10 protein-coding genes and 1 pseudogene are annotated in these 10824 nt (G+C 63.7%); 7 read left to right on the forward strand and 4 right to left on the reverse strand.

What is annotated here, in order from left to right; genetic code table 11:
* Window positions 1–8: 8 nt before the first annotated feature.
* Window positions 9–1625 carry a chromosomal replication initiator protein DnaA gene (gene dnaA, locus HV711_RS28295; protein ID WP_035484923.1) on the reverse strand — a complete coding sequence of 539 codons (1617 nt, stop codon included), beginning with the start codon at window positions 1623–1625 and terminating at the stop codon, window positions 9–11.
* A gap of 383 nt (window positions 1626–2008) precedes the next feature.
* Between dnaA and rpmH the strand changes: the two genes are divergently transcribed.
* The 4 genes from rpmH (at window position 2009) to yidC (ending at window position 4741) form a co-directional block, all read left to right on the forward strand.
* Complete coding sequence (gene rpmH, locus HV711_RS28300; RefSeq protein WP_004198824.1) at window positions 2009–2143, forward strand: 50S ribosomal protein L34; 135 nt, start codon at window positions 2009–2011, stop codon at window positions 2141–2143.
* 71 nt (window positions 2144–2214) lie between these two features.
* The gene (locus HV711_RS28305; protein WP_035484928.1) at window positions 2215–2709 is read left to right on the forward strand and encodes a ribonuclease P protein component; all 495 of its coding nucleotides are present in this window, start codon (window positions 2215–2217) and stop codon (window positions 2707–2709) included.
* Between the two features lie 112 nt (window positions 2710–2821).
* The gene (yidD, locus tag HV711_RS28310; protein WP_013590126.1) at window positions 2822–3052 is read left to right on the forward strand and encodes a membrane protein insertion efficiency factor YidD; all 231 of its coding nucleotides are present in this window, start codon (window positions 2822–2824) and stop codon (window positions 3050–3052) included.
* A 30-nt stretch (window positions 3053–3082) separates the two neighbouring features.
* Window positions 3083–4741: a membrane protein insertase YidC gene (gene yidC, locus HV711_RS28315; protein ID WP_013590125.1), complete on the forward strand. Its 1659-nt coding sequence runs from the start codon at window positions 3083–3085 to the stop codon at window positions 4739–4741.
* Window positions 4742–4861: 120 nt separating this feature from the next.
* Here yidC and HV711_RS28320 read toward each other — a convergent pair whose 3' ends face one another.
* Complete coding sequence (locus HV711_RS28320) at window positions 4862–5269, reverse strand: transcriptional regulator (protein WP_035484931.1); 408 nt, start codon at window positions 5267–5269, stop codon at window positions 4862–4864.
* 374 nt (window positions 5270–5643) lie between these two features.
* Here HV711_RS28320 and mnmE point away from each other — a divergent pair, with 374 nt between their 5' ends.
* The 3 genes from mnmE (at window position 5644) to HV711_RS28335 (ending at window position 8837) form a co-directional block, all read left to right on the forward strand.
* Window positions 5644–7038 carry a tRNA uridine-5-carboxymethylaminomethyl(34) synthesis GTPase MnmE gene (gene mnmE / locus HV711_RS28325; RefSeq protein ID WP_035484934.1) on the forward strand — a complete coding sequence of 465 codons (1395 nt, stop codon included), beginning with the start codon at window positions 5644–5646 and terminating at the stop codon, window positions 7036–7038.
* A 183-nt stretch (window positions 7039–7221) separates the two neighbouring features.
* On the forward strand, window positions 7222–8433 hold the full coding sequence (locus HV711_RS28330) for a tyrosine-type recombinase/integrase (protein ID WP_035484943.1): 1212 nt from the start codon (window positions 7222–7224) through the stop codon (window positions 8431–8433).
* Window positions 8434–8675: 242 nt separating this feature from the next.
* A complete protein-coding gene (locus HV711_RS28335; protein WP_013590121.1) occupies window positions 8676–8837 on the forward strand; it encodes a hypothetical protein in 162 nt (53 codons plus the stop codon).
* Between the two features lie 89 nt (window positions 8838–8926).
* On the opposite strand, the gene HV711_RS28340 is transcribed toward HV711_RS28335, so the two are convergent.
* Both HV711_RS28340 and HV711_RS28345 read right to left on the reverse strand, forming a co-directional pair.
* Window positions 8927–9265, reverse strand: a complete 339-nt coding sequence (locus HV711_RS28340) for a hypothetical protein (protein ID WP_013590120.1) — start codon at window positions 9263–9265, stop codon at window positions 8927–8929.
* 126 nt (window positions 9266–9391) lie between these two features.
* Window positions 9392–10714, reverse strand: a pseudogene (locus tag HV711_RS28345) (transketolase-like TK C-terminal-containing protein); the annotation flags it as partial.
* Window positions 10715–10824: the final 110 nt, after the last annotated feature.

Raw genomic sequence — 10824 nt, forward strand, 5'->3', positions numbered from 1 at the left:
CGCGCCGCTTAACCCTTCAGCGTCTGCTCCAGCACGTGCAATTCGTGATTCAGCTGCGCGTCCTTGCCGCGTTCGTCGGCGATTTTGCGCACCGCGTGCAGTACCGTAGTGTGATCCCGCCCGCCGAACAGTTCGCCGATTTCCGGCAGACTTTTCTGCGTCAGCTCCTTCGCCAGATACATCGCGATCTGCCGCGGCCGCGCAATATTGGCCGGACGCTTTTTCGAATACATGTCCGCGACCTTGATGCTGTAGAAATCGGCCACGGTCTTCTGGATGTTTTCGACCGAAATCTGCCGGTTCTGCACCGTCAGCAGATCTTTCAGCGCTTCTTTCGTCAGCTCGATGGTGATCTCGCGACCATGGAACTTCGAGTACGCGAGAATTTTCCGCAGCGCGCCTTCCAGTTCTCGCACGTTCGAACGCAAATGTTTCGCGACGAAAAACGCTACATCCTCATTGAGACTCACGAATTCCGACTGCGCCTTACGCATCAGGATCGCCACGCGCATTTCCAGCTCGGGCGGCTCGATCGCGACCGTCAGGCCGGAGTCGAAGCGCGAGATCAGGCGGTCGTCGATACCGGAAATTTCCTTCGGATACGTGTCGCTGGTGATGATGACCTGCGCCTTGTTTGCGACGAGCGCCTCGAACGCGTAGAAGAACTCTTCCTGCGTGCGTGACTTGCCCGAAAAGAACTGAATATCGTCGATCAGCAGCAGATCGAGCGAATGGTAGTAGCGCTTGAAGTCGTCGAACGCCTTGCGCTGGTACGCCTTCACGACGTCGGACACATATTGCTCCGCGTGGATGTAGCGAATCCGCGCGCCGGCCTTGTCCATCAGCAGTTGATTGCCGATTGCGTGAATCAGGTGAGTCTTGCCGAGCCCCACGCCGCCATACAGGAACAGCGGGTTGTACGAGATGCCCGGGTTGTCCGCGACCTGGATCGCCGCGGCGCGCGCGAGCTGGTTGGCCTTACCGGTCACGAAGTTGTCGAAGGTCAGCACCGGGTTCAGCTTGGAGCGCTCGTACATCGAGTCGGTCTCGGCGCTGCCGTTCACGCCCGCGCTTTGGCCCGGGCGCCACGTGCGGCGCGCCGCCGCAGCTTCGTTCGCGTCGAGGCTCGGCAGATCGAGGTCGGCGGCGTCTTCCGCTGCGCCGCGTGCACTTGCGTTTTGCGCCGCCAGTGCCGCGTTGGCGGCATTGACCGCGTTTGCCGGATTGCCGCGCGCGGCCTGCGCCGCTTGCACCGCACCGACCGCGGCATCCACGGCCGCGCTTGCGCCCGAATGAGCACCCGCATGGCCGCCAGCGGGCCCCGGAGAACCCGGGCGCGCCGGAGCCGGCGCCGCTGCCGCGGGCGCGCGCAGGCCCGCTTTGGGGTCCAGTACGAATTGCACGTCGATCGGGGCGTGCCAGAAATCGCGGGCCATATCCGCGATGCGGCCGGAGAACTGGCTCTTGACCCAGTCGAGCTTGAAGCGGTTCGGCGCCGCAATGCTGAGCGTGTTCGCAGCGGCGTCGAAGGCGACCGGGGCCAACGGTTTGATCCACGTCACGTACTGCTGGGGCGTGAGCTCACGCTCCAGCAATGCGGAACAGTGTTGCCAGAATTCGTTCATCAAGATGCTGTCGTTATGGTGTGCACGAGGCTCGCCGCTGCCCCCGTCGCGCGCGCGCAACAAGGCCCGGAGCAGCCAGGCGTAGCAGCCCCAGGCGCTTGTGCCACAAGGGTTTGCGGGACAAGCGAGCCGGAGCGGCGTGCATCATTTTTGGGAAGTAAGGCGAGATTCTAACGCCAAATCGGAGCCGCAAGTGAGTTATCCACAGGGCCGGATCATCCTGGCCGAAGCCCGCTATGCGCGGGCGGCCCCGGCTAAACTATTGACGGTCAACGAAAAACCGGTTTAAATAGCGGGTTCCGCGAAAACCAATTCAGTAAACCTCCGGCCATTGCGCTTTCAGCGATGATCGCGCGGTTTTTTTTCGATCAAGTGAGAGCAACATGAAACGTACTTACCAACCTTCCGTTACCCGTCGCAAGCGCACCCACGGCTTTCGCGTTCGCATGAAGACCGCTGGCGGCCGCAAGGTCATCAACGCACGTCGCGCGAAGGGCCGCAAGCGCCTCGCCATCTAAGGCAGGCGAGCGGATTGCGCGCTCTGTCTGCGCGAGACGTCGTTGCTCCGGGCTTGACTGTGGCAAACAACATGCGCGGCACGCCCGACAATCACGGCCAGGCGGAAGCGGAACCGGCCAAGGCGCCGCAACAGGGCTCCGTACCGTTGCGAACGCAAGCCGCCTTCCCCAAAGCCGCAAGGCTACTGAAAACGGATGAATTTTCATCCGTTTTTCGTTTGCGCCCCTGGCGCCGCACCGCGCACTTCGTCGTGTACGGCCGGCCCACCGGCAATGACGCGCGCCTCGGCCTCGTAATCGGCAAGAAGTATGCGCCGCGCGCGGCCACGCGTAATCTGGTGCGTCGAATTGCGCGGGAGGCTTTCCGGCTGCGTCGCGCGGAATTCGGCGGTTGGGACGTGCTGCTGCGTCTGCATACGCGCTTCGACAGGAAGGCTTTGCCGAGCGCCTCGTCGCCGCCGCTGAAGGCGCTGTGCCGCGGTGAAATCGAGGCGCTGCTCGACAAGGCAGCGCGCGAAATTGCCCGTCGCGAGGCGCCGGCTGGGGAAGCGCCGAAGACGGAATGACGCTCAGGCAACCGTCCGCTGTTTCGCCCGGACCGCCGTCGCCGCTGCTGCCTTTGTCGGCGGACGTCGTCCGGTACTCCACGTTGCGCGGCGCCGTCCGGCCGCATGAGCCATGCAAACGGTACTCATCGCTTTATTGCGCTTTTACAAGCTTGCCGTGAGCCCCCTGCTCGGCAACCGGTGCCGTTTTTACCCTTCCTGCTCTGATTACGCGCGCGAAGCAATCCAGTATCATGGCGCCGCGCGCGGGACTTATCTCGCCGCCAGGCGTCTTTGCCGCTGCCACCCGTTTTCCGCGGGCGGCATCGATCTCGTCCCGCCTTCCACTTCTGAAAAGCGCTGACGCGCCGTTCCATCGACACTGAGACAACGCATGGATATCAAACGCACCGTCCTATGGGTCATCTTCTTCATGTCAGCGGTCATGCTGTTCGACAACTGGCAACGCGACCACGGACGCCCGTCGATGTTCTTCCCAAGCGCCACGCCGACCAAAACGGCCGGCAGCGCCGCACCGGGAACCACGACGCCGGGAACCCAGCCCGCCGATCTGCCGGCCACCAACGCTGCGGCGCCGGCCAACACGCCAGCGGCCGCGCAATCGCAGCTCGTCAAGTTCAGCACCGACGTCTATAGCGGCGAAATCGACACGCGCGGCGGCACGCTGTCCAAGCTGTCGCTCGTCAAGCAAGGCGACGGCAAGCAGCCGGACCTCGTCATCACGCTGTTCGACCGTACGGGCAATCACACGTATCTGGCGCGCACCGGTCTGCTCGGCGGCGATTTCCCGAACCACAACGACGTCTACACGCTGATGCCCAATCAGCAGACCGAGCTGAAGGGCGACCAGAAATCGTTCAGCCTGAGCTTCGAGTCGCCGGTCAAGGGTGGTGTGAAGGTCATCAAGACCTACACGTTCACGCGCGGCAGCTACGTGATCGGCGTCGACACGAAGATCCAGAACGTCGGCACGGCGCCGGTGAGCCCGTCGGTCTATATGGAACTGGTGCGCGACGACCAGCCGGTGGAAACGCCGCGCTTCTCGCACACGTTCATCGGACCGGCTGTCTACACCGACCAGCACCACTTCCAGAAGATGACGTTCGGCGACATCGACAAGAACAAGGAAGACTACGCGAAGCAGGCCGACAACGGCTGGATCGCGATGGTGCAGCACTACTTCGCGTCGGCGTGGATTCCGCAGCAGGGCGTGAAGCGCGACATCTATGTCGAGAAGATCGATCCGGCGCTTTATCGCGTCGGCGTGAAGGAGCCGGTTGCGGCCATCGCGCCGGGCCAGACGGTCGACGTGTCGGCGCGCCTCTTCGCCGGTCCGGAAGAAGAGCGCATGCTGGAAGGCATCGCGCCGGGTCTCGAACTGGTGAAGGACTACGGCTGGGTCACGATCATCGCGAAGCCGCTCTTCTGGCTGCTCGAGAAGATTCACAGCTATGTCGGCAACTGGGGCTGGGCAATCGTGCTGCTCACGCTGCTCATCAAGGCGGTGTTTTTCCCGCTGTCGGCGGCAAGCTACAAGTCCATGGCGCGCATGAAGGCGATCACGCCGCGCATGCAGGCGCTGCGCGAACGCTTCAAGGGCGATCCGCAGAAAATGAACGCCGCACTGATGGAGCTGTACAAGACCGAGAAGGTCAATCCGTTCGGCGGCTGTCTGCCTGTCGTCGTGCAGATTCCGGTGTTCATTTCGCTGTACTGGGTGCTGCTGTCTTCCGTGGAAATGCGCGGCGCGCCGTGGATTCTGTGGATTCACGATCTGTCGCAACAGGACCCGTACTTCATCCTGCCGGTGCTGATGGCCGTCTCGATGTTCCTGCAGACGAAGCTGAACCCCACGCCGCCCGACCCGGTTCAGGCCAAGATGATGATGTTCATGCCGATCGCGTTCTCGGTCATGTTCTTCTTCTTCCCGGCCGGTCTCGTGCTGTACTACGTGGTCAACAACGTGCTGTCCATCGCGCAGCAGTATTACATCACGCGCATGATGGGTCAGTCGAAGGCGAAGCCGGCCTGAGTGTGGCCTGAGTTGCACTGAAAGTACGCGCGGCAAATCCAGTCGCAAAGAGAAAGCCGCCCGGTTCATCGAACCGGGCGGCTTTTTTCATGGCCAAGGCCAGCGGAAACGACGCATCCGTTATTCTTCTTCGGTATCCTCACCGTAGAAGCGCACGATCATTTCTTCGACGAGAAACCGATCCTTCGGCGTCAGCGACTCGATCTTCGAAGCCAGCTCGATCGTCTCCTGCGACGGCGGATATTTCTCGCCGCGCGCCAGCGGTCTGGTGGTCGCACCGGGCGAAGGTCCGTAGTGAAGCCAATGCTCCTTCACGTTCAACCATTCGGCCAGCGTGCGCAGCTTGTCGGGCTTGGGGATCGTCGTGCCCGTGAGCCATTTGTGCGCGGTTTGCGGCGTGACCGGACGGTCGCCGCGATAGCGAAGGTTGAACTGTTCGGCGAGCTTGGTCCCGCCGCGAATCTTCAGCGGCTCCAGGCTGTCCTTCAGCCTCTTGGCGAAGGCGGCTTTTTCTTTGGGGGTAGGCATGGGCCAGATTGTGCAATTCAGCGTCTTCCCGGTTGACAACTGAACAGGCTCATGTTTAGCGTATTTGAGATAAATTTAGCTTGACGCGCCGAAGGGGCGTGCAGTTCCGCAGGATGTCAATTTTTGCGAAATTTCCATATGGGGCTTGAGCCAGAGCGATGCGCGACGCGCTTCGGGCTTGGACTAGTCCTAACGGTGTAGTAACAATCCTAGCTTGCTTAGGATCAATCTTAAGCGCGGCATTGAAAGCAAGAATGCCGATGCACAAGCGGACCGCCCACAGGCTCCCACCAGCGCGCGCGTTACAATGCCCGGCGCCGCGCCGTTCCGCGCGCTGCCTGCCCCATTCTCCCGATCTCGCCGCCTCTTCTGTCATGCTGACCACCGACTCCGATCCCATCGTCGCCATTGCCACCGCGCCCGGCCGGGGAGGCATCGGCGTCGTGCGCATTTCGTTCGGGCGCGCGGGCGAGGCCGCGGCGCCCTCGCTCATGCAGGCGCTCACCGGTCAGACGCTCGCGCCTCGCCACGCGAGCTACGTGCCTTTCCTCGATGGCAGCGGCAACGCGCTCGATCGCGGCATCGCGCTCTACTTTCCCACGCCGCATTCGTACACCGGCGAGCATGTGCTGGAATTACAAGGCCACGGCGGCCCCGTCGTGCTGCAACTGCTGCTGCAACGTTGTATCGACGCCGGCCGCGCGTTCGGTCTGCGGCTTGCCGAGCCCGGCGAATTCACCCGGCGCGCGTTTCTCAACGACAAGCTGGATCTGGCGCAAGCCGAAGCGGTCGCCGATCTGATCGAGGCGAGCACGGAAGCCGCGGCGCGCTCGGCGGGCCGCTCGCTCGAGGGGGCGTTTTCGCGCGACATCCATGCATTGGTCGAGGAAGTCATCACGCTGCGCATGCTCGTCGAAGCCACGCTCGACTTCCCCGAAGAAGAGATCGACTTTCTCGAAGCCGCCGACGCCCGCGGCAAGCTCGCGCGCATTCGTGAGCGCCTCGCGAGCGTGCTCACCGAGGCGCGGCAAGGCGCGCTGCTGCGCGAGGGGCTCTCGGTGGTGCTCGCGGGGCAGCCGAACGTCGGCAAATCGTCGCTGTTGAATGCGCTGGCAGGCGCCGAGCTCGCCATCGTCACGCCGATTGCCGGCACCACGCGCGACAAGGTCGCGCAAACCATTCAGATCGAGGGCATTCCGCTCCATGTGATCGACACGGCAGGCCTGCGCGACACCGAAGACGAAGTCGAGAAAATCGGCATTGCACGCACGTGGAGCGAGATCGAGCGCGCGGACGTGGTGCTGCATCTGCTGGACGCCCGCACCGGCATGACTGCTGAGGACGAAACCATCGCGAGGCGTTTTCCCGCCGGGGTGCCGGTCGTGCGCGTGCTGAACAAGACGGATCTGGTGGGCTTGCCGCCGGAAACCCGCGCGCTCGACGCCGACTTCGACCTCAGCGAAGTGCGGTTGTCCGCCAAACAGGGAGACGGCGTGGGGCTGCTGCGCGGCGAACTGCTGCGTATTGCCGGCTGGCAGGCAGGCGCGGAGAGCGTTTATCTGGCGCGCGAACGTCATCTGATCGCGTTGCGCGCGGCCGAGGAGCATCTCGCGACAGCTGCCGCGCATGCCGACCAGAACTCCCAGGCGCTTGATCTATTCGCCGAGGAACTGCGGCTCGCGCAGGATCAATTGAACTCGATTACAGGCGAGTTCAGCTCCGACGATCTGCTCGGAGTGATTTTCAGCAGGTTTTGCATCGGGAAGTAGTGCCCAGTGCGGGGAACGTCCTGACTGCGCCTGAAGTGCCCTCAAGCATGGTCTCGCATAGCAGAACCCCGCATCGCACCCAAGCCGCGCAGTTCGCATTTGTGGGCCATCACCACTTCGATTCATTGGTACACAAAGCGCAAACAGTTTAAACTCGCGCTGTCGCCCACCACGCACCCGAGCATGCCCCGCCAAGCCGTCCCGCTCACCGAATCGCAAGTCCGCGCGCTCGAACCGCGCGCCGCCCGCTACAGCGTCGCCGACGGCAACGGCCTCGTCATCGAAGTCATGACCACCGGCACCAAGGTGTGGCGCTTCCGCTACTCGCTGAACGGCAAGCGCCAGCCGCTCGCGACCATCGGCGACTATCGGATGATTTCGCTGCGGGTCGCGCGAGCCAAGGCGCAGAAGTACGCCGAGCTGGTCGCGCAAGGCATTTCGCCGGTGGCGACCGCGCGTCGCGACCGCGGTGCCGAAGCGAAAGCCGACGTGCTGCGCGAAGCCGCCGAGCTCTACATGGCGACCGAAATGGCCGGCAAGTCGGACGAATATCGCCGCACCACGCGGCGCGCGCTCGACAAGGACGTGCTGCCCGCTATAGGCGGCTTGCCCGTCAAAAGCGTGACGGCCCAGCACGTGGTGGCCATTTGCGACAGCATCAAAAGCCGCGGCTCGCCGAAAATGGCGCTGCACACGCGCAATGTCATCAAGCGCCTCTACGAGTATCTGATCGCGCGCCAACTCGCGACGGCCAATCCCGCCGAAGTCGTGCCGGCGCGCTCCATTGCGACCTTCGAGAGCCGCACGCGCGTGCTCTCCGGCGACGAAATCGGCGCGACGCTCCATGCAATCGACACCTCGAGCATTCGGCGCCCGCTCAAGATCGCGCTGCATCTGCTCGTGCTGACGATGGTGCGCAAATCCGATCTCGTGGAATCGACGTGGGAGGAATTCGATCTCGAGAAGGCGTGGTGGCGCATTCCAGCCGCACGTCTGAAGCAGGACGCCGACCAGCTCGTCTATCTGCCGCAGCAGGCAGTCACGCTGCTGCGCGAGCTGCATCGCGCGCGAGCCGCCACGCGGTTCGTATTTCCGAGCGTGCGAGGCGACGACCGGCCGATCGCGAAGAGCACGCTCAACCAGGCCGTGAAGGCGCTCGGCCTCGACGTCGAGCATTTCGTTCTGCACGACTTCCGGCGAACCGCGTCGGTCCATCTGCGCGAGATGGCGCGGCACGCACAAGAGGACAAAAGTTCAGCGCAAACGCGACAACACGCGCGTCACCTGGAAGCCACAAGCGCTGCGGCCGAAGCGCGGCAAATTGCGCAGCGCTGGGCGGACTTCGTCGACGCCCGGCTTGACGCGGCGCGCAAGAGCGCGACTCGCGCAAGCTGAACTGGCCCAATTCCAGTGACGGCATCGCAGCAGTGGCGGGCGCCGTTTTTTAGGTACACAAAGGAATGCATGCGCATCACAAGCATTTGTAATTGCGGGGAAACCTAGCTCGTTCATAAGGTTACTAAAACACCGCCTAGAACCGAAAGCACCGCGCCAGGCCCTCGCTTCACGCCGCACTTTTATCCTGCAATCAATCGCCTACACTGGAGCAACGATGCAACCTTTCCAAGGAGGCTGCCATGTCCGAATCGTTGATCGCTTACCTGCTTGGACCGACCGTCATGGTGCTGGTCGGCGCGGCAATCTGGGCGACGTCCCGCTATCACCACAAGGCGGGATCACAAAAGCTCGAGCGCTGGCTCGACACGCATTACGCCGAGTGGCTGCACCACAGGCACTGAGCGGCAGCGCCAGGCGGCGCCTCAAATGAAAAGGCCGTCGCAGCAGGCGACGGCCTTTCTGTCTGTAGCGCGTAGCGCGCGCCTCGCGCTTACCACCTCGGGTTCGGGTCCGCGTATTCATACTGCCGCGGCGGCGCTCCGCACGCCACATACGCGCGCTGGTACTGGTCATAGCAGTACCCGGGCGGCGGGCCGTCGTAGGCCGGTGCCGGCTGATACGCGGGCTGCGCGTACACGGGTTGTGCATAAACAGGCTGCTGATAGGCGACGACCGGCGCGGGATTCAACACCGAAGTCACGACCGCGCCCAGCACCGCGCCGCCGATCAGCGCGCCGACCAGATCGCCGCCGTCATGGCCATGCGCCGACGCCTGTCCTGCGACGCTCAAGCTGCCCACCATCACCAAAGCCACTGCTAACTTTTTCATTGTCCGCTCCCGCCGTTGAGGCATGGAACGAATTGTCGGCGAGACGCGCGGAAATAGATGCTGCAAGTGGTAACGACGCATTACGCGTGTAACCGCTGCGGCGGCCGCGCGGTCACCGGCGGCGCATCAACGTTGCCACGACGCCGCCGGCACCGGCGCATCGCCGTAATACTTGCGGCGCGCGTCGCGCAGCACCTGTGCTTCTATTGTGCGCTCGTCCACCAGCGCTTTCAGCGCGGCCATCACGATGGCCTTGTCATCCACTTCGAAGAACTCGCGCAGCGCCTCGCGCGTATCGCTGCGGCCGAACCCGTCGGTGCCGAGCGTCACATAGCGGCGCGGCACATACGCGCGAATCAGTTCGGGCACCGCGCGAACGTAGTCCGTGGCGGCAACCACGGGACCTTCAGTACCGCCAAGCATCCGCGCGACGTAAGGCACATGCTGCGGCTCCTCGCCATAGCGGGCGAGCCGCTCGGCCGCCATGCCGTCGCGCTGCAGTTCGCTGAAGCTCGTCACGCTCCAGACCGCCGCGTCGATCTGCCAGTCGTCCCTGAGCATGCGCTGCGCGGCGAGCACCTCGCCGAGAATCGCGCCGGCGCCGAGCAGTTGAATCTGCGCCGCCGCGCGCTCGTCAGAACGAGCGGCGAGCGGATACAGGCCTTTGAGAATGCCTTCACGCACGGCATCCACGTCGCCGCCCGGCGCGCCAGGCTGCGCGTAGTTCTCGTTCATCACCGTGACGTAATAGAACACGTCGCTCTGGCGCTCGCCCATCTCCCGCATGCCTTCGTCCACGATCACCGCGACCTCATACGCGAACGCGGGGTCGTACGCGCGGCAATTTGGAATGGTCGATGCCGCCAGGTGGCTCGTGCCGTCCTGATGCTGCAAGCCCTCGCCGCCGAGCGTGGTCTTGCCCGACGTCGCGCCGATCAGGAAGCCGCGGGCGCGCTGGTCCGCCGCCGCCCAGATCAGGTCGCCAATGCGCTGAAAGCCGAACATCGAGTAGTAGATGTAGAACGGCAGCATCGGCAGGTCGTGCACGCTGTAGGACGTCGCCGCCGCGATCCACGACGACACCGCGCCCGCCTCCGAAATACCCTCCTCCAGAATCTGGCCCTGCGTGTCTTCGCGGTAGTACAGCATCGAGCCGAGATCCTCGGGCTCGTACAACTGACCAAGCGGCGAATAGATGCCGACCTGGCGGAACATGTTGGCCATGCCGAAGGTGCGCGCCTCGTCGGCGACAATCGGCACGATGCGCGGGCCGAGCACAGTGTCCTTGAGCAGCGCCGTCAGCATGCGCACGAGCGCCATCGTCGTGGACATCTCGCGGCCGTTGGCGTCCAGCGCGAACTGGCTCCAGGAGGACATCGGAGGGACGATCAGCCCCTCCGATGCAACTCTCCGCCTTCTGGGCAGATAGCCTCCGAGAGCGGCCCGGCGAGGCAATGTCCCACAGACAGTTGAAGGTTGGGACGGCGGGTGCGGCATAGATTATGCGACCTTGCGATCATGGTCAATGTTGGATTTCGAGGGCGAACGCTTCAGGGCGG

This window comes from Paraburkholderia phenoliruptrix, assembly GCF_902859825.1.
GTDB lineage: Bacteria > Pseudomonadota > Gammaproteobacteria > Burkholderiales > Burkholderiaceae > Paraburkholderia > Paraburkholderia phenoliruptrix.

Excerpts from the sequence above, each read along its gene's own strand:
- HV711_RS28340 (WP_013590120.1), bottom strand. The coding sequence starts at position 9,265 with ATGAAAAAGTTAGCAGTGGCTTTGGTGATGGTGGGCAGCTTGAGCGTC.
- dnaA (WP_035484923.1), bottom strand. The coding sequence starts at position 1,625 with ATGAACGAATTCTGGCAACACTGTTCCGCATTGCTGGAGCGTGAGCTC.
- HV711_RS28305 (WP_035484928.1), top strand. The coding sequence starts at position 2,215 with ATGCGCGGCACGCCCGACAATCACGGCCAGGCGGAAGCGGAACCGGCC.
- yidD (WP_013590126.1), top strand. The coding sequence starts at position 2,822 with ATGCAAACGGTACTCATCGCTTTATTGCGCTTTTACAAGCTTGCCGTG.
- mnmE (WP_035484934.1), top strand. The coding sequence starts at position 5,644 with ATGCTGACCACCGACTCCGATCCCATCGTCGCCATTGCCACCGCGCCC.
- HV711_RS28330 (WP_035484943.1), top strand. The coding sequence starts at position 7,222 with ATGCCCCGCCAAGCCGTCCCGCTCACCGAATCGCAAGTCCGCGCGCTC.
- HV711_RS28335 (WP_013590121.1), top strand. The coding sequence starts at position 8,676 with ATGTCCGAATCGTTGATCGCTTACCTGCTTGGACCGACCGTCATGGTG.
- yidC (WP_013590125.1), top strand. The coding sequence starts at position 3,083 with ATGGATATCAAACGCACCGTCCTATGGGTCATCTTCTTCATGTCAGCG.
- HV711_RS28320 (WP_035484931.1), bottom strand. The coding sequence starts at position 5,269 with ATGCCTACCCCCAAAGAAAAAGCCGCCTTCGCCAAGAGGCTGAAGGAC.
- rpmH (WP_004198824.1), top strand. The coding sequence starts at position 2,009 with ATGAAACGTACTTACCAACCTTCCGTTACCCGTCGCAAGCGCACCCAC.